Raw genomic sequence first — 19,944 nt, 5'->3', positions numbered from 1 at the left:
ACTGGTAGGGGGCGCGGGCATTTCCGCCTGCGCCGAACCGACTGTCCTTAATCAGACAAGAGGATGCCAGAATGAAATACGTAGACGGGTTTGTGGTGGCGGTACCGGCCGCCAATAAGGAGGCCTATCACCGGTTGGTGGCCGCAGCGGCGCCGCTGTTCAAAGAGTTTGGCGCCACGCGCATCGTGGAATGTTGGGGCGATGACGTGCCCGACGGCAAACTTACCGACTTTCGCGGCGCGGTAAAAGCCCAGGAAGACGAAGTGGTGGTGTTCAGTTGGATAGAGTACCCCTCCAAGGCGGTACGTGACGCCGCCAACGAAAAAATGATGAACGACCCGCGCATGAAAGCGCTGGGCGAGATGCCGTTCGACGGCAAACGCATGATCTTCGGCGGTTTCGCGCCGATCCTCGATGCGTAAAGGAGGCACAGATGGCCAGAATTACGCAACATCTGTGGTTTGAAAAAGACATGGAAGCGGCGCTGAATTGCTATGTCGCGTTGATCCCCGGTTCGTCCGTGAACTGGTTTTCCGAGCTGCCGGCGGATACGCCGAGCGGCCCGGCCGGCAGCGTGAAGCTGGCTTCCTTCATGTTGGGCGACCAGCGCTATGCGGCGATCGAAGCCGGGCCGTTGGATCCGTTCAATCACAGCTTCTCCGTGATGGTGGAATGTGACGATCAGGCGGAGGTCGACAGGCTGTGGGACGCGTTGAGCGAGGGCGGCGAGGCGGAGCAGTGCGGCTGGCTGCGCGATCGCTGGGGGCTTTGCTGGCAGATCGTGCCGCGGCGCCTGACGGAGTTGATGAACGATCCCGACGCCGCCCGCGTGCGGCGTGTCACGGAAGCGATGCTGTTAATGGGCAAAATCGACATCGCCGGGTTGGAAGCGGCGGCGCGCGAGTAGTGCAACGCTCACTGAGGGAGAGAACGGATGCACCGAGAACGGCACAGTATTGAACGCATCGGCTGGCTGCGGGCGGCGGTGCTCGGCGCCAACGACGGCATCGTTTCAACGGCCAGCCTGCTGCTGGGCGTCGCGGCGGCCAGCGCCTCGCATTCCGCGCTGATGATCGCCGGTGTCGCCGGGTGGGTGGCCGGCGCAATGTCGATGGCCACCGGCGAGTATGTGTCGGTCTCGTCGCAGGCGGATACCGAAAAGGCCGCGCTGGCGGAGGAACAGGCGGAACTGCTTGAAGACTACCCGGGGGAGTTTCGCGAACTGACGTCAATCTACGTGCATCGCGGTCTGGATCCGGCGTTGGCCCGGCAGGTGGCGGAAAAGCTGATGGCGCATGATGCGCTGGAGGCCCACGCGCGCGACGAGCTGGGCATTTCCTCTGCCACCCGCGCCCGGCCGCTGCAGGCCGCGTTGGCGTCGGCCCTGAGTTTCTCTCTCGGCGCGCTGTTGCCGCTGCTGGTGGCGCTGTGGGTACCGGTCGCCTGGACGCGGCCGGCGCTGGTGGCGTCGGCGCTGATTTCCCTCGGCGTTCTCGGCGGCATCGCCGCGAAAACCGGCGGGGCGCCGATCTTGCCGGGCGTGGCGCGCATCCTCATCTGGAGCGCACTGGCGATGGCGGTTTCTTCCGGCGTCGGCCTGCTGTTTGGCGTGACGGCCGGCTAACGTCGCACTTGCATCAATCTATTGCACCTCAAGCTCAGAATTTATCATTTGTCAGCCGCCGGCGTTCGCGGCAAGGTGACGGCAACGCCAACCTCAGTCAGGGACACTTATGCAGAAATCACAGATCCTATCGTGGGTCGCCCAGCATCCGCTGTTGCAACGCATGGTCGCGCTAGAGCCGATCACCTGGTTCAATCCACGCGCGACAACGCTGGCCGCAGGCTTGCCCCACGTCGGGTTGACCGCCGCCGACGTCGCCGACGCGGAGCAGCGCCTGGCGCGCTTCGCGCCTTATCTCGCCGCGGCCTTCCCGGAAACCCAACCCACAAAGGGGATCATCGAATCCGAGCTGGTGGCGATCCCTGCCATGCAGCTCGCGTTGGATCGGCGCTATGGGCAGACGTTGGGCGGACGCCTGCTGTTGAAAAAGGACAGCCATCTGCCGATTTCCGGTTCAATCAAGGCGCGCGGCGGCATCTATGAGGTGCTGACGCACGCGGAAAAGCTGGCACTGGAGGCGGGGCTGCTGCACACCGGCGACGACTACGCCCGGCTGTTTTCCGACGAGTTCCGTCAATTCTTCAGCCAGTACCGCATCGCCGTCGGATCGACCGGCAATCTGGGATTATCCATCGGCATCATCAGCGCCCGGTTGGGGTTTGACGTCAGCGTGCACATGTCGGCGGATGCGCGAGAGTGGAAAAAACAGAAGCTGCGCGAAAATGGCGTGACGGTGGTGGAGTACGCCGACGATTACGGCGTGGCGGTCGAACAAGGGCGCAAACAGGCGGCGGACGATCCGAGTTGCTTCTTTATCGATGATGAAAACTCGCAAACCCTGTTCCTCGGCTACGCGGTGGCCGGCGGTCGCCTGAAGCGTCAGTTTGCCGAACAGGGCATTGTGGTGGACGCGCAGCATCCGCTGTTCGTGTATCTGCCGTGCGGCGTTGGCGGCGGGCCGGGCGGTGTGGCCTTTGGCCTCAAGCTGGCGTTCGGCGATCACGTTCACTGCATTTTTGCCGAACCGACCCATTCGCCCTGCATGCTGCTCGGCGTCTACAGCGGGTTGCATGACGGCATTGCGGTGCAAGATCTCGGCATCGACAACCGCACGGCGGCGGACGGGCTGGCGGTGGGGCGCGCCTCCGGCTTTGTCGGCCGGGCGATGGAACGTCTGCTGAACGCGTTTTACACTCTCAGCGATGAAGAGATGTTTGCGCTGCTCGGGTTGTTGGACCGGTACGAGCATATCCAACTGGAGCCGTCCGCGTTGGCGGGCATGGCCGGACCGTGGCGCGTTGCCGCCCATGCGAAGGCGCTCAGCGAGCAAGGCATCAGCGCCGAGCACCTGGCGCAGGCGACGCATCTGGTGTGGGCGACCGGCGGCGGCATGGTGCCGTCGGCGGAAATGGCGAAGTACCTCGCCGCCGGGCAGGCGGCGGAGTAAGGCACAGTAAAAAGGGGCGAAAATCGCCCCTGATTGTCTGTCGTGCGGTTACAGCTGTTCGCCGTTGCTGGCGATCACCTGGCGATACCAGTCGAAGCTTTTCTTGCGCGAACGTTCGAGCGTGCCGGTGCCGTCGTCGTGTTTGTCGACGTAGATGAACCCGTAGCGTTTGCTGTACTCACCGGTGGTGAACGACACGCAGTCGATGCAGCCCCAGGGCGTATAGCCGATCAGGTCTACGCCGTCTTCAATCACCGCTTTCTTCATCTCTTCGATATGGGCGCGCAGATAGTCGATGCGATAGTCATCGTTGATCTGGCCGTCCGCCTCCACCTTGTCGAAGGCGCCGAAGCCGTTTTCCACGATAAACAGCGGCTTCTGGTAACGTTCATACAGCACGTTCAGCGAATAGCGCAGCCCGACCGGATCGATCTGCCAGCCCCAGTCGGAGGCCTTGACGTGCGGGTTCGGCACGTTGCCCGGGAAGCCGAACATGCCGTCGCTGCCGTCCACCGCGTTGGCCTGCAGCGCATTGCTCATGTAGTAGCTGAAACCGATGTAGTCGGTGCAGCCCTCGCGCAGGATCTGCGCGTCCTGCGGCTGCATCTCGATCTTCAGCCCTTTGCGTTCCCAATCGCGCAGCAGGTAGCTTGGGTAGTAGCCGCGCATCTGCACGTCGGTATACAGATAGCGCTGGTGCATCGCTTCCACGGCGTACATCACGTCGTCCGGTTTACAGGAATAAGGATAGAACGGCACGCAGGCAAGCATGCAGCCGATTTTGAATTCCGGGTTGATCTGATGGCCGAGTTTGACCACCTGCGCGCTGGCGACGAACTGGTGGTGCAACACCTGGTACAGCGCCTGTTCCGGGTTGTCTTCCTGGGTGTAATCCACGCCGGAACAGCAGTAGCCGAACAGCGGGTAGCGGTAGTTGCTCTGGTTGTTGATCTCGTTGAAGGTCATCCAGTACTTCACTTTTTCGCGGTAGCGACGCATCACCACCTCGCTAAAGCGCACGAAGAACTCCACCACCCGGCGATTTTTCCAGCCGCCGTAGGCCTTCACCAGATGGTAAGGCATTTCGAAGTGGGACAGGGTGATCACCGGCTGGATGCCGTATTTCAGCAGTTCGTCGAACAGGTCGTCGTAAAACTGCAGGCCGGCCTCGTTCGGCGTCGCTTCGTCGCCGTTCGGGAAGATGCGCGTCCAGGCGATCGAGGTGCGAAAACACTTGAAGCCCATCTCGGCGAACAGCGCCACGTCCTGCTTATAGCGGCCGTAGAAATCTACCGCTTCGTGGTTGGGGTAGCGATAGCCATCGAGCACGCCGTCGGTCATCACGCGATCCACGCCGTGCGAGCCGCCGGACAGCACGTCGGCGATGCTGGGCCCTTTGCCGCCCCGATCCCAACCGCCTTCAACCTGGTGCGCGGCGACCGCGCCCCCCCACAGAAAATCCTTCGGCAACTGTTTCATCGTCAATGTCTCATCGGTTTATTTAATGAAGGGTAATAACGCTGCGTTGAGAATAGAGTAGCAAGACCGAAAGAAATGTCACGATATAACAAATCACCGTGAAAAGTGATTTGTCACAATAAAAAAACAGCCTGTTTTATTTTGCCGGATTAATATGCCCGAGCCGTTTACCGATGGTTTCAATAATGTAAAGCACGGGGATCTGCGTGGTGATATTGTGATGCCCGCCAATCAAATGCTGCGGAACGTGGTAGGAGAGGTTGAAGTCCGCCAGCCGCGCCAGCGAAGAGGTTTCGTTGTTGGTGATGCTGATGATCTTGCAGTGATGCAGGCTGAATTGGCTGGCCAGACGCAGGATCTCTTCGGTCTCGCCAGAGACCGACAGCATGATCGCCACCGCGTTTTTATACATGTCGCTGTTGACGGGATAATAAGGATCGTCGATATGGGTGCTGAATTTCCCGACGTTGGAAAAGAAACGCGCGCCATATTTCCCCAATGCGCCCGACGTACTGATGCCGACGAAAATAATTCGCTCGGCGGCGGCGATATGTTGCACCGCCTGATCGATCAGCTGATTAAATTCTTCGTTGCTGACGCTTTTAAAAAAGCTGAGGATTTCGCCGATGCCAGAATCGACCGGTGGCGCATCGGTTTGTTCCAGATACAGCTTGAAACGGATGCGAAATTCCGAATAGCCGTCACAGCCCATTTTCTTGCAAAACCGCAGCACGGTGGTGGTGGAGACGCCGGCGGCCTCGGCCAGCTCGCGGATGGTCATGTACATCACTTGATTCTTGTGTTTGCTGACGTAGGTATAAACCATCAGCTCCAGGGCGTTGAGCTCGGCGATTGCTTTATGGGTAAACATGAGTCGGTCCGGCGGCTGAAAACGGGAAGCTTATCTGCGGGTTAACATAGCAAAATTCACCGCCGCTGGCACTGCCGGGCAAAAAGAAAAGCCGCACCAGTCAGGCGCGGCCCAGGGTTCACGACGAACAAATTAAAGCAAAACGTTCCGGAAGACATGCCATGAAAACGCGTTTCATCACACAGGGTTAGCATAGGTCAGCTTATTCCGGTGGCAAAATGCCGGTTTCTGCTTTCTAAAGACAAAGCGCGGCAAAGGCTATGGCGTCTCGGGTTTATCTTCGGACCAGCGGGCGGCGTTGACGTCCACCTTAACCGGCAGCAGCCCGATGGCGGTGAATTTATCCGCCAACTGCTGTTGCTGCCTGAACACCTCCGGCGACATGCGCTGGCTGCCGAACGGCATGCGGGCGATGGCTCTGGCCCAAATGGCCTGATCCAGGCCGGTGCTCTGAGCGAGGATCGCCGCCGCTTCCTGCGGATGGCCGTTGGCCCAGTCGCTCAGCACGCCGAGCTGTTGAATCACCTGTTTGGCGCTGTCCGGGTACGTTTCGGCAAAGCGGCGGCTGGCGAGATAGAAGGTGTAGTGCGGCACCAGGCCTTCCGCGTCTTTCAGCAGGCGGGCGTTGGCACGGGTTTCCACCTCGGCGTAGTAGGGATCCCAAATCACCCAGGCGTCGACGCTGCCGCGCTGGAAGGCGGCGCGGGCATCGCTCGGCGGCAGGTAGACCGGCGTGATGTCCTTGTAGCTCAAGCCGGCCTGTTCCAGCGCGCTCACCAGCAGGTAATTGACGTCAGACCCTTTGTTCAACGCCACGCGTTTGCCTTTCAGATCGGCCACGGAGCGGATCGCCGAATCCTGCGGCACCACGATGGCTTCGGTTTTCGGGCTGGGCGGCGAATGTGCCAAATAAACCAGATCGGCCTTGGCGGCTTGCGCGAAGGCCGGCGGAGCGTCGCCGGTCGCCGCCAGATCGATGCTGCCGACGTTCAACCCTTCCAACATCTGTGGGCCGGCGGGGAATTCTATCCAGCGAACCTTGATACCCTGCGGCTCCAGGGTTTTTTCCAGCGTACCGCGGTATTTCAGCAGCGCAAAAATGTTGGCTTTCTGGTAACCGATGGTGATTTGTTGCGGTTTCTCCTGCGCGCCGGCCGGCAGGCCAAACAGGCCGAGCAGCAGGGCGGCGATCAGCGGCGTTGTGAGTTTTCTCATCCTGATTTTCCGATAGGCGAAGTGAACGGTAGCGATGACGCGCTGGGCGTAACGCCATGAAACGGCATTTAAATTTTCCTGCGGCGGGATAAGGGCGATGATAATGAGCGGCGCAGTGGCGTGTAAAGCGCCCGCTTATGCTGAATAATGCCTTGCTTAGCCATAAATGAGCTTAATCGGGAGAGGGTGAGCTTGACGCTACGCCGCGTCACGCTCACGCGAACGCGCCAGCAACAGCGGAACCAACAGATACAGGGCGGCGGCCAACGCCCAGACCAGGCCGGGCCAGACATCGCGCGTGGCGGCGTACAGCGCCGTCGCGACCAGCGGCCCCGCGACGCCGATCAGGCTGCCCATGCTGGCCAGCGTCCCTTGCAGCTCGCCCTGATGATCGTCGTCCACCTTGTGCGCCATCAACGCCTGCAGCGCCGGCAGCGCCATACCGCCCGCGGCGAAGAACGGCAGCAGCGCAAAGGGCGCCCAGCCGCGGGTGGCGATCGATAACAGCACCAGACCCAGCGCGTCGGCCGCCAGGCCGATCAGCAGTGCCTTGCGCTCGCCGAGCCGTGCGACCAGCGGGCCGATGGCGAAGGCCTGCGACAGCGCGTGGCAGGCGCCGTAACCGGCCAGCGACAGGCCCGCCACCATCATGCTCCAGCCGAAACGATCCTGACCGTATAAAATCCACAGCGTGGCCGGCGCCTGTGAAACCAGCGCCATGATCAGGTAAATACCGGCCAGCGGCAGCAGGCCCGGTTTGCCGTGCAGCCGACGCAATGACGAAAATGGATTAAGGCGGATTTTCTCGGCGGCGCGGGCGCGGGGTTTACGCGATTCCGGCAGCAGGAAAAACGCCATGATCAGGTTGAGGGCATTCATCGCCGCCGCCGCCAGGAAGGGGGCATGCAGATGCCATTCGCCCAGCGATCCACCGAGCAGCGGACCGACGATAAAACCGACGCCGAACACCGCGCCCACCAGGCCAAAACGCCGCGCGCGCTGGCCGGCGGGGGTAATATCGGTGACGTAAGCGGTGGCGACCGCCATGTTGGCGCCGGTGATGCCCGCCAGCAACCGGCCCAGATAGAGCCAGGCCAGCGTCGGCGCGAACGCCATCAGCAGATAGTCGGCCGCCGCGCCGGCGAGCGAAATCAACAGCACCGGACGCCGGCCGAAACGATCGCTCAGTGCGCCGAGGATCGGTGAAAACAGGAATTGCATCAACGCATACGCCGCCAGCAGCGCGCCGTAATGCACGCTGCCGGCGTCGAGGCCGCCCAGTGAGCGCAACAGCGCCGGCAGGATAGGCATGATCAGGCCGATGCCTACCGCATCCAGCAATACCGTCAACAAAATAACCAGCATAGGTTTTTTCAAAATTGCGACTCTAACAGTGATAGAGTATTGAGTATTCCATAGTAACCCTATCAGTGATAGAGAGATGAGCGAAAAAAATACCGCGACGCGTTTAACGCGAGTGACCGTCCTGCGCGGGGCGCTGGCGTTGCTGAATGACATCGGCATCGATGCCCTGAGCACCCGTCGCCTGGCACAACATTTGGGAGTGCAATCTCCCACGCTCTATTGGCATTTCAAGAACAAGGCCGAACTGCTGAAGGCGATGGCGGAAACCATCATGTTGGATCACCGTGAAGAGGTGCCCGCCGACATGCCCTGGCAGGATTGGGTCGTTACCAATGCGAGCCATTTCCGTCGGGCGCTGCTGGCTTACCGCGACGGCGCGCGTCTGCATGCCGGCACCCGGCCGCAGGAACCGCAATTCGCCATCATTGAGGCCAAGGTGGCGCTGTTGTGTCGGGCGGGGTTGACGCCGGAACGCGCCGTTAATCTGCTGTTCGCCGTCGGACGTTTCGTGGTGGGCTGGGTGCTGGAAGAGCAACAAATGCAGTCGGACGATGCGCTGAATGACGCCGATCGCCAGCGTTACCCGCTGCTGTGCGAAGGCTGGGAAACATTGCAGGATAAGGGCGCAGACGCGCTGTTCGAAGCCAGCGTGCGGCTGTTGGTTGACGGCGCCGAGGCCGAATTGACGATCGACAATAATCACGGCCAGCAATCATAAAACCGGGCTTATCTATAGGAAATTTATAGGAAATACCCACTTTTCGTTAAAGCCATGGCGGCTACATTCCCTTAACATCATCATGTCTTTTGATGATAATTATTAGCACGCTGCTCAATTGTTCTTCGCAGTGATGTTACGGATTAAATCCGTTTGTTTAAGGGATAGTTTCACCATGGAAATCAATGTTAATGGCCGGGTGGTTCCACTCGGCAATCTCGCGCCCGACACGCCGCTGCTGTACGTTTTACGCAACGATCTGCAATTGAATGGCCCCAAATACGGCTGCGGCCTGGGGGAATGCGGCGCCTGCACGGTGCTGATCGACGGCGTCGCCGCGCGCTCTTGTTCAATGCCGCTGTCCGCCGTAGGAAGCAAATCCGTCACTACCCTGGAAGGCTTGGGCACACCGGACGCGCTGCATCCAGTGCAGCAGGGGTTTGTCGATGAGCAGGCGGCGCAGTGCGGTTACTGCACCAACGGCATGATCATGACGCTGGTCGCGTTGTTCGAACGCGAGCCGGAGGCGGACGAGCAAACGATCAAGAAAGCGCTGGCCTACAACCTGTGCCGCTGCGGCACTCACCTTGAGATCTTGCACGCCGCCGAGCGCGCCCGCGATCTGTTGGCAGCACGGAGGCAAGCATGAGCCGCCTCGAACTGACTCGCCGCCAGTTGTTGCAGGCCGGCGGGGTGGTGATGGTCAGCAGCCTGCTGCCCGCGCCGTTTAACGCCTTCGCCGCCGAGGCGGTTGTAGCGCCTGCCGATCTGCTGCTGGATCGGGTGGACAGCTTTATCAGCCTCACCGCCGACGGCCGGGTAACGGCCTTCAATGGTCACGTCGATCTGGGTACCGGCATTCGCACCGCGCTGGCGCAGATCGTCGCCGAAGAAATTTGCGTGCCGTTCGAGCACGTCACGATGATCCTTGGCGATACGCAGCGCACGCCGGATCAGGGGCCGACCATCGCCAGCGCCACCATTCAGGTCACGTCGGTGCCGCTGCGACAGGCGGCGGCGCAGGTGCGGCACATGCTGACGGCGTTGGCGGCCAAAGCCTTCGAACTGCCGGCCGAACAGCTGACGGCGGCGGCGGGGCAGGTATTTGTGACCAAAAAACCGGGGCGCTCACTGAGCTATGCGCAGCTGGCGAGTGGGCAGAATCTGCACGTGATGCTGGATAAAAACGTTCAGTTGAACAGCGAACACCAGAATCGCTACGTCGGCCGCGCCGTTGCCCGGGTCGACATTCCGGCCAAAGTGAGCGGTGGGCTGACCTACGTGCACGACCTGCGCTTGCCCGGCATGCTGCATGGCCGGGTGGTGCGCCCGCCTTACGTAGGCGCCGACAGCAGCGCCCCGCTGGGCGGCGGCCTGCTGTCGGTGGATGAAAATTCGATCGCACACCTGCCGGGCATCGTGAAACTGGTAGTGATCAACGATTTCATCGGCATCGTGGCCGAGCGCGAGGAGCAGGCGATCGCCGCCATGCGCCAGCTGAAAACCAAATGGAAACCCTGGGCCGGGTTGCCGGATCTGTCGCCGGAAGCGCTGCCCGCCGCGCTGGAAGCCAACCCGAAAACCGACCGCGTCCTGCGCGACGATGCGGGAACGGACGCCGCGCTGGCGGCGCTGCATACCGAAGTGCAGGCCGACTATGTCTGGCCCTACCATCAGCACGCCTCGATCGGCCCTTCCTGCGCGGTGGCGGAGGTTAAAGACGGGCGGGCGCAGGTGTGGTCCGGCACGCAAAACCCGCACGATCTGCGCAAAGACATCGCCACGCTGCTGGAATTGCCGCCTGAGCAGGTGCACATCACCCGCATGGAGGCCTCCGGCTGCTATGGCCGCAACTGCGCCGACGACGTCTCGGCGGACGCGGCGCTGTTGGCACGGGCCACCGGCCGCCTGGTGCGGGTGCAGCTGATGCGCGAACAGGAATCCGGCTGGGAGCCGAAGGGCACCGGCCAGCTGATCCGGGTGCGCGGCGGCCTCGACGCGCAAAACCGGGTGGCGGCCTACGAACTGAAAACCAGCTATCCCTCCAACAATGCGGTGACCTTGCCGCTGGTGTTGACCGGCAAGGTGGCCAACCGGGCCGATGTGCAACAGATGGGCGATCGCACCGCCATTCCGCAATACGCGTATCCGCACATGCGGGTGATTTGTCAGGACGCCGCGCCGATCGTGCGGGCGTCGTGGATGCGCGGCGTTTCGGCGCTGCCCAACGTGTTCGCCCATGAGTCCTGGATCGACGAACTGGCCTGGCACGCCGACGAGGACCCGATCGCATTTCGCCTGCGTTACCTGAACGATCCGCGCGCGGTGGCCTTGATTGAGGCCCTGAAGCGGCAAGCCAACTGGCAAGACGGCCCGGCGCACCGCTCGCACGCCGCCGGCGCCGAAGTGGTGAGCGGCCGCGGATTCGCCTATGCCCGCTACTTCCACAGCAAATTCCCCGGCTTTGGCGCCGCCTGGGCGGCCTGGGTGTGCGATCTCAGCGTCAACCGCCTTTCCGGGCAGATCACGCTCGATAAAATCTTCGTGGCGCATGACTGCGGGCGCATGATCAACCCGGCCGGGGTGCGCCATCAGGTGCACGGCAACATTATCCAATCCGCCAGCCGGGTACTGAAAGAGTTTGTGACCTTCAACGAGACGGGGGTGACGTCATTGGACTGGGGCGGCTATCCGATCCTGCGCTTCGACGAATTGCCGCAGATCGATATCCAGCTGATTGACCGCCCGGACGAAGCGCCGATGGGTGCCGGCGAGTCTGCCTCGGTACCGAGTGCGGCGGCGATCGGCAACGCGCTGTTTGACGCGCTCGGCGTGCGTCTGCGCGAGGTGCCGTTTACGCCGGCGCGGGTGCTCGCCGCGCTGCGCGCCCAGGCCGGCCATTAATCCCCCGTAACGAACAAGGACAGCAAAGATGAGTAAGATGAAAAAAATCGTCGGGTGGGGCGGCGTCACGGTGATCGCCGTTGTGGTGGCCGGCGTGGTCGCCAGTTGGCAGCCGGAAATCGCGCCACTCGCCGCCGATGCGACCCACCGTTTCAGCGAGGCGCAGATCGCGCGCGGCAAAACGCTGGCCGACCTCGGCGACTGCGCCGTGTGCCACACCCGTGCGGGTGGTGAGCGCAACACCGGCGGGCTGGCGATGGAGATCCCCTTCGGCACCATTTACACCACCAACATCACGCCGGACGTGGAAACCGGCATCGGCAGCTGGAGCTACGCGGCGTTCGAACGCGCCATGCGCCACGGCGTCGATCGCCAGGGCCGCTATCTCTATCCGGCGTTTCCCTATACCGCCTTTACCCGCACCCGCGACGAGGATCTGCAGGCGCTGTACGCCTACCTGATGTCACAGCCGGCGGTCAAATACCGGCCACCGGCCACCGATTTGCACTTTCCGTTCAATATTCGCCAGGGCATCTTTGCCTGGAACCTGCTGTTCCTGACGCCGGGCGCGATGCCGGAACAGGCGGCCCAAAGCGCCGACTGGAACCGCGGCGCGTACCTGGTCGAAGGGCTGGGGCACTGCAGCGCCTGCCATTCGCCGCGCAACGTGCTGTTCGGCGAGAAAACCGGCGGCGAGCACCTGGCCGGCGGCGTGGCGGAGGGATGGACGGCGCCGGCGTTGACCGGCCGCTCACCCGCGCCGCTCGCCTGGACGCAGCAGGATCTGGTCGATTTCATGCGCACCGGCTACTCGGCCAACCACGGCGTCGCCGCCGGCCCGATGGCGCCGGTGATCGAAGAAGGGCTGTCGCGCTTGCCGCAGGCCGATCTGCAGGCGATCGCCGTCTATCTGCGCAGCTATCATCCTGAAACGGCGGCGGGCGCTACGGCGGCAACGTTAAACGCTCAGGCGGAACGGCAGGTGGAGCCTCTGAGTTCGGAAGGGGCACGGCTGTTTTCCGGCGCCTGCATGGCATGCCATGCGCAGGAAAAAGGCGCGCAGATGGCGGGGGTGCGGCCGTCTCTGGCGCTGAACACTAACCTGTTCGCCGATGCGCCGGACAACGCCATTCGTGTGGTGCTGGACGGCATACAGCGGCCGGCGAACGCCGAGCTGGGCTATATGCCGGGTTTTCGCCATAACCTGAATGACGCGCAGATCGCCATTCTGCTCAACTACCTGCGGCAGCATTACGCCGGTCAGGCGCCGTGGCCGGACTTGGCGGCGCAGGTCAGCCGTTTGCGCGCCGAAACCGCGCAGAAATAGCCGCCTGGGGCTGGACAGCCGCGCCGCGGTGACGACAATAGACCTTTTCACATGGACAGAGGCAGTAAAATGAATACGTTAGACGCGATCCGCCAACGCCGCGCCACCAAGCAGTTCGATACGCAGTACGTGATGACGCTCGAAGAGAAAAAAGCGCTGTTGAACATTGCGCTGCAGGGCGCACCCAGCGCGTTTAACCTGCAGCACTGGCGCCCGCTGCTGATCGAAGATCGCGCGCAGCGCGAGAAAATTCGCGAAGCGGCGTGGGGGCAGGCGCAGGTGACCGACGCATCGATGCTGGTCGTGCTGTGCGGCGATCTGTCGAGCTGGGAGTCACAGGTTAAAAACGTCTGGGCCGAGGCGGCGGAGCCGGTACAGCAGTTCATGATCCCGGCCGTCGATCAGTATTATCGCGGTAAGCCGCAGGTGCAGCGCGACGAAGTGATGCGCAGCAGCGGCATCTTCGCCCAGACGCTGATGCTGGCGGCCAAGGCGCAGGGCTACGACTCTTGCCCGATGGACGGATTTGATTTCGACGCGGTGGGTGAGATTATCAATAAGCCGGCGCACTATCAGATCGCGCTGATGGTCGCCATCGGCAAGGCGGCGGGGCAGCCTTATCCGCGCATCGGCAAACTGCCGTTCGACGACGTGGTGAAAACCGACCGTTTCTGATCTGAGCGGTGAATGACAAAAGGGAAGGCTTGCGCCTTCCCTTATTTTTTGGTGACGCACAGTTCGTTCCAGTAGCTGAAACGGATGCGCCGTTGCAGGCGGTGATGCCACATAGAAAACTCCTTCTACCCTACACGGTTTAAATAAATAGCACCGCGCCGGACACAAGGCGAATGCCTTATTGTGCATAGCTTGCCCGTCGGGCGGGATTAACCGATTTTACCGGCCCGGTGCGCGGCGAGCGTCCATCGCCAGCCGAAGTTCATGCCCGCTGCCGCGCCGAGAATGGCCAGCGTGCCCAGCAACTGCAGCAGGCTGAGACGGTGCCCGAACACTGCCCAGTCCACCACGATCGCCACCGCCGGGTAGATGAACGACAGGGCGCCGACCAGGGCCGTGGGGATCTTCTGAATGGCGCCATAGAGCAACGTGGACATCAAACCGGTATGCACCAGGCCGAGGGTTGCCAGCAGCAGCCAGTCGATGGGGGCCGCAGGCGGCGTGGCCAGGCCGGCGAACGGTGCCAGTGCCAACGTGCCAACGGTCAGTTGAATCAACACGATGAGCTGCGGCGGCAACGCGGCCAGCCGTTTGACGATCGCCGCCGCAATGGCGTACATCAGGGCCGCACCGAGCGCCAGTACCACGCCGAGCAGGTAGTCATCGCCGCTGCCGCCGCTTTGCCGGCCGGCGACGATCAACACCATCCCCGCGAACGCCAGCAGAAGCCAGCCCAGCCGGTTAGCCGTCAGTTTTTCGCCGAACAGCAGCGCCCCCAGCGCCACCAACATAAACGGCTGAACATGGTAGGTCACGGTGGCGACAGCGATCGAAGCATGCTGATAGGCGGCAAACAATAGCGTCCAGTTGAGCACCAGCGCGATACCCCCGAGGATGGCGACAGCCAGCTGCCGCCGGTTGATTGCGCCGGGTTTCAACTGCCCAAGCGCGGCGCAGGTCGCCAGCATGGCCAGCGCGCCGAACGCGCAGCGCCAAAACACCACCGTTGTGGGCGGCTGCCCTAAAACGAGTACCGGCCAACCGACGGTGCCTGAGATGGTCATGGCGAGGATCATTTGCACTGCGCCGCGCGTCTTTGTTTTCATGTTGTTGCCCTCGCTGCCTGACCGTACTTGTGGTGAAGCCGCTTAATCATTAAAATGAACAATTGGACATTATGATGAACACGCATGCGGCTGTTCGTCAAGTCGAACAAGCGGATGATATAGCGAACGATGAGCAATAACCTGATGCAGAACATTACGCCGATCGGCCTCTTGTCGGCGGCGATCCGCCGCGAGCGTGAGCGATTGAACCTGTCGGTGACCGAGCTGGCGAAGCGCGCGGGCATCGCCAAGTCCACGCTGTCGCAGCTCGAAGCCGGCAGCGGTAATCCCAGCCTGGAAACGCTGTGGGCGTTGGCGATGGCGCTGGACGTGCCGGTCAGCCGACTGATTTCGCAACCCAGCAGGCCGGTGCAAGTGATCCGCGCCCATGAGGGAACGCCGGCGCTGTCGGAGCAGGGCAACTACGCCGCCACGCTGCTGGCCACCTGCCCGCCGGGCGCGCAGCGCGACATTTACCGGCTGCGGGTGCAACCCGGAGAGGCGAAACTTTCCCGGCCACATCCCCCCGGCACCGTCGAGCATGTGATCATCAGCAGCGGGCGAGCGCGCCTCGGGCCGGCGGAGCAGCCGCTGGAGCTGAGCGCCGGCGATTACATCAGCTACTCCGCCGATCGCGAGCACGTTTTCGAAGCGCTGGAGCCGGAGACCACCGCCGTGATGTTGATAGAACAGGGTTAGCCCGGGCGTTGAAGGTCCGTTTATTGAAAATGATTCTCAATTATATTAGTGTGCCCGCCTGTTTTGACGCCGGGGCAGGCGCGTAGCCCGGCGTCACCGTTTATTGCCCTTCAAGGACCGAAGATGAAAATCGCTATTCCTTCCCTGCTGTTATTCGCCGGTTTGACGGCAACGCACCCGGCCACCGTGTTGGCCGCTACACCGCCCGTCGCGGCGGATCAGGGCCAGAACGACACGGCCAACAACGATTTCAGCTTCGTGCGCTATCGCGCGGATTACCGCGTCAACGCCAACGCCACCAACGTGAAGACGGAAAGCTACGAAGTGCTGCTGAAGACCAAGGCGGCGGTCGAAAAATTCAGCCAGATCCGCCTGAGCTACAGCGAAAAAATGGAAACGCTGGAGGTGGTCGCCGCCTACACGCTGACTGCCGACGGCCAGCGGCACGACGTGGCGCCCGATCGCATCTATACCCAGGAGAGTTACTCCAGCGCCACGGCCCCGCTGTATGCCGACCGCAAAGTGCGCGTCATCGTGTTCTCCAACCTGGCGCCGGGCTCGCGGGTGGTGTATGAGCTGCGCCGCACGCAAAACACCCCGTATTTCCCCGACTATTTCGGCCTGTGGGAGACGTTCAGCGTTTTCGATCAGTTCGACGACGCCGAAGTGACCCTGCAGGCACCGGCCAAGCTGCCGATGCATATCTTCACGCGTGGCGTGGAAGGCGGGGACAAGCCGCAGATCCGCAACGGCCAAGCGCACTGGCGCTGGCATTATTCGCGCAGCGCGCCGATGAAATCACAAAACTGGGCAGCGGACAGCTGGACCTTCAGCCCGACCATCATGGCGAGCACCTACCGCGAGTGGCCGCAGTTGGCCAAGGCCTATCAGCTGAAGGCCGGTGCGGCGGCGAAGGTGACGCCGGGCATCCAGGCACTGGCAGACAACATCACCGCCGGCATCAGCGATCGGCGCGAGCAGGCGGAGGCCCTCTATCGCTGGGTGGCGCAAAACATTCGCTACGTGGCGGTGTATCTTGGCAACGGTGGGCTGGAGCCGAATTCGGCGCAGAGCATTCTCGACAACCACTACGGCGACTGTAAGGACCACGTGGTGATCCTGGAGGCGCTGCTCGCTGCCAAGGGTATTGAAAGCTCACCGGTGCTGATCGGTATGGATGAAGGCCCGTTACTGCCTAAAGTGCCGCTGCTCAGCCGCTTTAATCACGCCATCACCTATGTGCCGGAGTTCAAACTGTACCTGGACTCCACCAATCCCTGGGCGCGGTTCGGGCAACTGCCGCAAGGCGATCTGGGGGCGCCGGTGCTGCTGACGCGCGACGCCAAGCTGGCGCGCACGCCGGGCAGCGATGAGCAGCCGGTCAAGAGCGCGCTGAGCGTCGATTTCGTGTTTGACAAAGCGGGCAATCTGCACGGACAAACCGAGCGTCGGCTGAGCGAAGTGGAAGAAATTGACCTGCGGGGCTATTTCTCGCAGATCAACCGGCAGAACCGGGCGCAGGCCGAAGCGTCGATCATGTCAGCCTCCGGTATCGACGGCAGCGGCGAAATGGCGATGAACAGCGATCCGCTGGATCTCAAAAAACAGTTCGGTTACCGCTTCCGCTTCAAGGCGGACGACTACGTCGATTTCGGCGTGGTGGGCGGCATGACGCTACCTAATCCGCCCGGTGGCAAATCTTTCCGCACGCTGTATACCACCACGGCGGCACCGGACAACGAAACGCCGTTCTACTGCAGCGCGCAGCGCTACGACGAAACCTACCGTCTGCAGCTGCCGGCCAACGTGCCGATCATTGCCATTCCGCAAGACAGACAGTTCCGCAATGCGGCGGGCGACTATCGCGTGGCGTGGCGGCGCGACGGGCAGAAGGTGACCGTCAATCACCGCCTGCAGGTGAACGCCATTCGCGGCAAGGAAGCGCTGTGCCAGGCGCAGGATTACCCGGCGTTCCGCGAGCTGTTCCAGCAGGTGCGGCGCGGTTTCCGCGGCCAGGTGGTGTACGGCGAATTGGCCAACGGCAAATAAGCCGCGGCCCCGTAGTCGGATAAAAATGGCCCCCACTCAGATACCAGTGGGGGCCGTAGCGTTCCCACTAAGCGATCTTAACCGCGCGCACCTCTTTGGATCTCAACTTCACGCGGATCGGCACCGATTTATACGAAGGCGTGCCGCTCTCCTCATCGATGTAATGCAGCGGCACCAGCACGTTGGCCTCCGGGTAGTAGGCGCCGACCGAACCGGCTGAGATGTTGTAGGCGATCACCGTGATGCCTTCCAGGCGCTGGGTGCTGCCGGGCAGCGCCGTTTCCAGATCGACCACGTCGCCATGTTCCAGCCCCAAACGTTGCAGATCGCTGTCATTCATGAACAGCACGTCGCGCCGGCCGAAGACCCCGCGGTAGCGATCGTCCAGAGCATAGATGGTGGTGTTGTACTGATCGTGGCTGCGCAGCGTTATGAGCCGCAGCGTGTCTTTGTCTGCCGTTGTCTCGTCCTCATGCAGCCCGCTGAATACGGAAAACATCGCCTTGCCCGTCGCCGTCGGCCACTGGCGCTCGGTAGGCGGCAGCGGCATGCGGAAACCGCCGGGTTGACGAATGCGCGCGTTGTAATCGTCGAAGCCGGGAATGGTTTTTTCGATCAAATCGCGGATCACGTCGTAATCTTCGATCAGTTCATCCCAGGGCACCTTGCTGGCGGGCATCACCGCTTTGGCCATGCCGGCCACAATGGCGGGTTCCGAACGCAGCAGTTCCGACGCCGGTTTTAATTTGCCGGATGACGCATGCACCATCGACATCGAATCCTCCACCGTCACCGATTGCCGCCCGCCGGCCTGCATGTCCAGTTCGGTGCGGCCCAGGCAGGGCAGAATGAGGGTTTCTTTTGCCACCAACAGATGGCTGCGGTTGAGTTTGGTGCCGATATGCACGCTTAACTCCAGGGCTTTCATCGCCGGGAAGCTCTGCTCGGGGTCCGGCAATGCTACGGCGAAGTTGCCGCCCAGGCAGATCAACGCCTTCGAGGCACCATCGATCATCGCCTGCATGCATTTCACGGCATCGTGACCATGGGCTTTGGGCGGCGTGAAGCCAAACACCGTTTCCAGCTTTGCCAAAAAATCGGCCGACGGTTTTTCGGTGATGCCGACGGTGCGGTTGCCCTGCACATTGGAGTGGCCGCGCAGCGGGCAGATGCCGGCGCCCGGTTTGCCGATGTTGCCGCGTAGCAGCAGCAGATCGGCGATCAGGCGCACATTGGCCGTCCCTTTATTGTGCTGCGTAATGCCCATGCCGTAGGTCACGATGGTGGCGTTGGATTTTGCGTAGGCGGTGGCGACCCGTTCCAGGTCCTGGCGCGCCAGGCCGCTCTCCGCTTCGATAGCCTCCCAATGGGTGGCCGCCAGATCGGCGGCGAAAGCGGCAAAGCCTTGCGTGTGCTCGGCAATAAAGGCGTGATCCACGGCGTTGCCTTGTGTTTCATCCAGCTGCAGCAGCGCTTTGGCGATGCCTTTGAGCGCTGCGGCGTCGCCGCCGGCCTTGACCTGATAGTAGGTGGACGCGATAGGGGTCGAACTGTAGGTCGCCATTTCGATGACGTTTTGCGGATCGGTGAAACGCTCGAGCGCCCGCTCGCGCAGCGGGTTAAACACGATAATCGGCACCTTTTTACGCGCCAGTTCATGCAGCGTGCCCATCATGCGCGGGTGATTGGTGCCCGGATTGTGCCCGATGGAGATAATCAGCTCCGCGCTGTCAAAGTCGTCCAGCGACACGGTGCCTTTACCGATGCCGATCGACTGGGGCAAGCCAACGCTGGTCGGCTCATGGCACATGTTGGAACAGTCGGGGAAGTTATTGCTGCCGAACTCCCGCGCAAACAGCTGGAACAGATAGGCCGCCTCATTGGACGCCCGGCCGGAGGTATAAAACTCCACCTGCTCCGGCGGCAGCGTTTGCAAAACGGCGGCGATGCGTTGAAACGCCTCATCCCAGGCCAGCGGGCGCAAGGTGTCCGTCCCGGCGTCATAGCACAGAGGGGTTGTCAGGCGGCCATAGTCTTCCAACTGGTAATCGGTTTTCTGCAGCAGCGACGTTACGGTGTTCTGCGCCAGAAATTCGGGCGTCACGCGCTTGCTGGTCGCTTCCCAGGTCACGGCTTTGGCGCCGTTTTCACAAAACTGGAAGGTAGATCGATGTTCTTTATCCGGCCATGCGCACCCCGGACAATCAAAACCGTCGGGTTGATTGGTGCGCATCAGCGTCACCGGCGCTTCTAAGGTGTCCATCTGCGTGCGCACGGCGATGGCCGTCGCTTTTAGTGCGCCCCAACCGCCGGCGGGCCCATCGTAGGGATGCACCCCGGGTACTGCTCGTCTTTTCGCCATTGTTGATTGCCTCCGACATCGCTTACGATAAATGCAGGTGATTGATTTACTGAAAATATTATTTTTATCGTCCAAGATGGAACGCAAGCGCCGTCGCCGTTAA

At 61.9% G+C, this 19,944-nt stretch carries 17 protein-coding genes; 11 read left to right on the top strand and 6 right to left on the bottom strand.

Going from position 1 to position 19,944, the window contains the following annotated elements; all coding sequences use genetic code 11:
- Positions 1-71 precede the first annotated feature (71 nt).
- The 4 genes from ACSJLU_RS12390 (at position 72) to ACSJLU_RS12375 (ending at position 3,071) form a co-directional block, all read left to right on the top strand.
- Positions 72-422, top strand: a complete 351-nt coding sequence (locus ACSJLU_RS12390) for a DUF1428 domain-containing protein (protein ID WP_342096300.1) — start codon at positions 72-74, stop codon at positions 420-422.
- An 11-nt stretch (positions 423-433) separates the two neighbouring features.
- The gene (locus tag ACSJLU_RS12385) at positions 434-907 is read left to right on the top strand and encodes a VOC family protein (RefSeq protein WP_342096299.1); all 474 of its coding nucleotides are present in this window, start codon (positions 434-436) and stop codon (positions 905-907) included.
- A 27-nt stretch (positions 908-934) separates the two neighbouring features.
- Entirely contained in the window at positions 935-1,624 is a 690-nt protein-coding gene (locus tag ACSJLU_RS12380) for a VIT1/CCC1 transporter family protein (protein WP_025302903.1), read from the top strand.
- Positions 1,625-1,733: 109 nt separating this feature from the next.
- Positions 1,734-3,071 (top strand): D-serine ammonia-lyase, encoded by a 1,338-nt coding sequence (locus ACSJLU_RS12375; RefSeq protein ID WP_060447136.1) that lies wholly within the window; start codon positions 1,734-1,736, stop codon positions 3,069-3,071.
- Positions 3,072-3,119: 48 nt separating this feature from the next.
- Here the strand turns inward: ACSJLU_RS12375 and ACSJLU_RS12370 are convergent, their stop codons facing one another.
- From ACSJLU_RS12370 to tet, 4 genes are all read right to left on the bottom strand, one after another.
- Entirely contained in the window at positions 3,120-4,556 is a 1,437-nt protein-coding gene (locus ACSJLU_RS12370) for a 6-phospho-beta-glucosidase (protein ID WP_099817256.1), read from the bottom strand.
- A 130-nt stretch (positions 4,557-4,686) separates the two neighbouring features.
- Positions 4,687-5,421, bottom strand: coding sequence for a MurR/RpiR family transcriptional regulator (locus tag ACSJLU_RS12365; RefSeq protein WP_342096298.1), 735 nt, complete (start codon positions 5,419-5,421; stop codon positions 4,687-4,689).
- A 258-nt stretch (positions 5,422-5,679) separates the two neighbouring features.
- Positions 5,680-6,636 carry a sulfonate ABC transporter substrate-binding protein gene (locus tag ACSJLU_RS12360; RefSeq protein WP_060447138.1) on the bottom strand — a complete coding sequence of 319 codons (957 nt, stop codon included), beginning with the start codon at positions 6,634-6,636 and terminating at the stop codon, positions 5,680-5,682.
- A gap of 198 nt (positions 6,637-6,834) precedes the next feature.
- The gene (gene tet, locus ACSJLU_RS12355) at positions 6,835-8,154 is read right to left on the bottom strand and encodes a Tet(A)/Tet(B)/Tet(C) family tetracycline efflux MFS transporter (RefSeq protein ID WP_342096297.1); all 1,320 of its coding nucleotides are present in this window, start codon (positions 8,152-8,154) and stop codon (positions 6,835-6,837) included.
- Between tet and tetR the strand changes: the two genes are divergently transcribed.
- The 5 genes from tetR to ACSJLU_RS12330 all read left to right on the top strand — a co-directional run bounded on the left by tetR (position 8,078) and on the right by ACSJLU_RS12330 (position 13,625).
- A complete protein-coding gene (tetR, locus tag ACSJLU_RS12350) occupies positions 8,078-8,719 on the top strand; it encodes a tetracycline resistance transcriptional repressor TetR (protein WP_342096296.1) in 642 nt (213 codons plus the stop codon). The two genes, tet and tetR, sit on opposite strands and share 77 nt — an antisense overlap.
- Before the next feature lie 175 nt (positions 8,720-8,894).
- On the top strand, positions 8,895-9,368 hold the full coding sequence (locus ACSJLU_RS12345; protein WP_025302897.1) for a (2Fe-2S)-binding protein: 474 nt from the start codon (positions 8,895-8,897) through the stop codon (positions 9,366-9,368).
- Positions 9,365-11,623, top strand: coding sequence for a xanthine dehydrogenase family protein molybdopterin-binding subunit (locus ACSJLU_RS12340; protein WP_380827681.1), 2,259 nt, complete (start codon positions 9,365-9,367; stop codon positions 11,621-11,623). Before ACSJLU_RS12345 ends, ACSJLU_RS12340 begins: the two co-directional genes overlap by 4 nt.
- 28 nt (positions 11,624-11,651) lie before the next feature.
- Positions 11,652-12,950: a c-type cytochrome gene (locus ACSJLU_RS12335; RefSeq protein ID WP_043143515.1), complete on the top strand. Its 1,299-nt coding sequence runs from the start codon at positions 11,652-11,654 to the stop codon at positions 12,948-12,950.
- A 69-nt stretch (positions 12,951-13,019) separates the two neighbouring features.
- Positions 13,020-13,625 (top strand): nitroreductase family protein, encoded by a 606-nt coding sequence (locus ACSJLU_RS12330; protein WP_025302894.1) that lies wholly within the window; start codon positions 13,020-13,022, stop codon positions 13,623-13,625.
- A 209-nt stretch (positions 13,626-13,834) separates the two neighbouring features.
- Here ACSJLU_RS12330 and ACSJLU_RS12325 read toward each other — a convergent pair whose 3' ends face one another.
- Positions 13,835-14,731, bottom strand: coding sequence for a DMT family transporter (locus ACSJLU_RS12325; protein ID WP_025302893.1), 897 nt, complete (start codon positions 14,729-14,731; stop codon positions 13,835-13,837).
- Between the two features lie 129 nt (positions 14,732-14,860).
- Here ACSJLU_RS12325 and ACSJLU_RS12320 point away from each other — a divergent pair, with 129 nt between their 5' ends.
- Together ACSJLU_RS12320 and ACSJLU_RS12315 are read left to right on the top strand one after the other, a co-directional pair.
- Positions 14,861-15,430: a helix-turn-helix domain-containing protein gene (locus ACSJLU_RS12320; protein WP_043143518.1), complete on the top strand. Its 570-nt coding sequence runs from the start codon at positions 14,861-14,863 to the stop codon at positions 15,428-15,430.
- A gap of 123 nt (positions 15,431-15,553) precedes the next feature.
- Complete coding sequence (locus ACSJLU_RS12315) at positions 15,554-17,479, top strand: DUF3857 domain-containing protein (RefSeq protein ID WP_380827689.1); 1,926 nt, start codon at positions 15,554-15,556, stop codon at positions 17,477-17,479.
- Between the two features lie 67 nt (positions 17,480-17,546).
- On the opposite strand, the gene ACSJLU_RS12310 is transcribed toward ACSJLU_RS12315, so the two are convergent.
- A complete protein-coding gene (locus tag ACSJLU_RS12310) occupies positions 17,547-19,841 on the bottom strand; it encodes an FdhF/YdeP family oxidoreductase (RefSeq protein ID WP_025302890.1) in 2,295 nt (764 codons plus the stop codon).
- Positions 19,842-19,944 lie beyond the last annotated feature (103 nt).

The sequence above is a fragment of the Serratia bockelmannii genome, assembly GCF_051803255.1.
GTDB classification, from domain to species: Bacteria; Pseudomonadota; Gammaproteobacteria; order Enterobacterales; family Enterobacteriaceae; genus Serratia; species Serratia bockelmannii.
The sequence above is the reverse complement of the archived record's forward strand: the minus strand, read 5'-3'. Positions and strand labels throughout refer to the sequence as shown.

Excerpts from the sequence above, each read along its gene's own strand:
- ACSJLU_RS12375 (WP_060447136.1), top strand. The coding sequence starts at position 1,734 with ATGCAGAAATCACAGATCCTATCGTGGGTCGCCCAGCATCCGCTGTTG.
- tet (WP_342096297.1), bottom strand. The coding sequence starts at position 8,154 with ATGTCATTCAGCAACGCCAGCGCCCCGCGCAGGACGGTCACTCGCGTT.
- ACSJLU_RS12325 (WP_025302893.1), bottom strand. The coding sequence starts at position 14,731 with ATGAAAACAAAGACGCGCGGCGCAGTGCAAATGATCCTCGCCATGACC.
- ACSJLU_RS12385 (WP_342096299.1), top strand. The coding sequence starts at position 434 with ATGGCCAGAATTACGCAACATCTGTGGTTTGAAAAAGACATGGAAGCG.
- ACSJLU_RS12335 (WP_043143515.1), top strand. The coding sequence starts at position 11,652 with ATGAGTAAGATGAAAAAAATCGTCGGGTGGGGCGGCGTCACGGTGATC.
- ACSJLU_RS12345 (WP_025302897.1), top strand. The coding sequence starts at position 8,895 with ATGGAAATCAATGTTAATGGCCGGGTGGTTCCACTCGGCAATCTCGCG.
- ACSJLU_RS12315 (WP_380827689.1), top strand. The coding sequence starts at position 15,554 with ATGAAAATCGCTATTCCTTCCCTGCTGTTATTCGCCGGTTTGACGGCA.
- ACSJLU_RS12320 (WP_043143518.1), top strand. The coding sequence starts at position 14,861 with ATGAGCAATAACCTGATGCAGAACATTACGCCGATCGGCCTCTTGTCG.
- tetR (WP_342096296.1), top strand. The coding sequence starts at position 8,078 with ATGAGCGAAAAAAATACCGCGACGCGTTTAACGCGAGTGACCGTCCTG.
- ACSJLU_RS12330 (WP_025302894.1), top strand. The coding sequence starts at position 13,020 with ATGAATACGTTAGACGCGATCCGCCAACGCCGCGCCACCAAGCAGTTC.
- ACSJLU_RS12360 (WP_060447138.1), bottom strand. The coding sequence starts at position 6,636 with ATGAGAAAACTCACAACGCCGCTGATCGCCGCCCTGCTGCTCGGCCTG.
- ACSJLU_RS12380 (WP_025302903.1), top strand. The coding sequence starts at position 935 with ATGCACCGAGAACGGCACAGTATTGAACGCATCGGCTGGCTGCGGGCG.
- ACSJLU_RS12390 (WP_342096300.1), top strand. The coding sequence starts at position 72 with ATGAAATACGTAGACGGGTTTGTGGTGGCGGTACCGGCCGCCAATAAG.
- ACSJLU_RS12365 (WP_342096298.1), bottom strand. The coding sequence starts at position 5,421 with ATGTTTACCCATAAAGCAATCGCCGAGCTCAACGCCCTGGAGCTGATG.
- ACSJLU_RS12340 (WP_380827681.1), top strand. The coding sequence starts at position 9,365 with ATGAGCCGCCTCGAACTGACTCGCCGCCAGTTGTTGCAGGCCGGCGGG.
- ACSJLU_RS12310 (WP_025302890.1), bottom strand. The coding sequence starts at position 19,841 with ATGGCGAAAAGACGAGCAGTACCCGGGGTGCATCCCTACGATGGGCCC.